We start from the raw sequence: 1,151 nt of genomic DNA, 5'->3' as shown, positions 1-1,151 counted from the left end.
GCCTGCCGGTGTCGGTGAGCAGGGCGCCGGGGAACAGCAGCAGGGCGGTGAGGAGCCGGGCCCGGCCCCCGGTGCGGGCGCCCGCGGCGCGCCGTACGGCCCGTGCGGCCACGGCCGCCAGGGCGGCGCCGGCCGCGGCGACGGCCAATTCGGGCCAGGACAGGGTGCTGATGAACAGCACCTGGAGGACGAGTCCGGCCGCCCACCACCCGAGCAGCTCCGCCGCGGCGGCCGCGGCCGCCGGGCCGTTCGCCGTAGCCTCCATCGTCTCTCCCCGCCGTCCGTCCGCCGCGCCCGCGGCGCCCCTGTCCCGCCTGCGGTGCCAGGTCTACCGCCCGCCCCCGCGCGGGGCCGCGGCCGGGCGGGAGGCACGCCGGGCGGGGGCCGCCACGTCACCGGTACGGAGTAGGACGGCCCGGCGGGGGCAGACGCCGACGGGGCCCTCCCGTGTCACAGTGGAGTCGACGGCTCCTCTTCGGGACTGACCATGGACGAGACAGACAGAACGCTGGAGCAGCTGCTCGCGGGCCTGATGGCGGTCCGCGACGGCAATCTGGACACCCGGCTTCCGGAGGACGCCGGCGGCCTGCCCGGAAACATCGCGGCCGTCTTCAACGGCATGGTCGCCCAGCTGTCCCTGGTGACCACCGAGGTGACCCGCGTGGCGCAGGAGGTCGGCGGCGAGGGCCGGCTCGGCGGTCAGGCGCGGGTGCCGCCCGTCGGGGGCGTGTGGCGCGAGCTGACCGACGCCGTCAACAGCATGGCCGACAACCTGACATCGCAGGTCCGCAACATCTCCCAGGTGGCCACGGCCGTGGCCAGGGGCGACCTGACGCAGAAGATCAGGGTCGACGCGCGCGGGGAGATCCTGGAGCTGAAGGAGACCATCAACACGATGGTCGAGCGGCTGTCCTCGTTCGCGGAGGAGGTCACCCGGGTGGCCCGCGAGGTGGGCACGGAGGGGAACCTGGGGGGTCAGGCCACCGTCCACGGGGTCTCGGGCACCTGGATGGACCTCACCAACAACGTGAACTCGATGGCGGACAACCTCACCAACCAGGTCCGCAACATCGCGCAGGTCACCACGGCCGTCGCCGAGGGAGACCTCACCCGCAAGATCGACGTGGACGCCCGCGGGGAGATCCTGGAGC

2 protein-coding genes are annotated in these 1,151 nt (G+C 74.2%); one reads left to right on the top strand and one right to left on the bottom strand.

The window, feature by feature from the left end; genetic code table 11:
* Positions 1-265 (bottom strand): hypothetical protein (locus tag VR44_RS25820; RefSeq protein WP_063778969.1); only part of this gene is annotated, 265 nt, incomplete at its 3' end.
* Positions 266-487: 222 nt separating this feature from the next.
* On the opposite strand from VR44_RS25820, the gene VR44_RS25815 reads away from it, so the two are divergent.
* Positions 488-1,151 (top strand): HAMP domain-containing protein (locus VR44_RS25815; protein WP_045949993.1); only part of this gene is annotated, 664 nt, incomplete at its 3' end.

This window comes from Streptomyces katrae (genome assembly GCF_000966975.1).
Classification (GTDB): domain Bacteria; phylum Actinomycetota; class Actinomycetes; order Streptomycetales; family Streptomycetaceae; genus Streptomyces; species Streptomyces katrae.
This window is presented reverse-complemented; position numbering and strand designations above follow the sequence as displayed.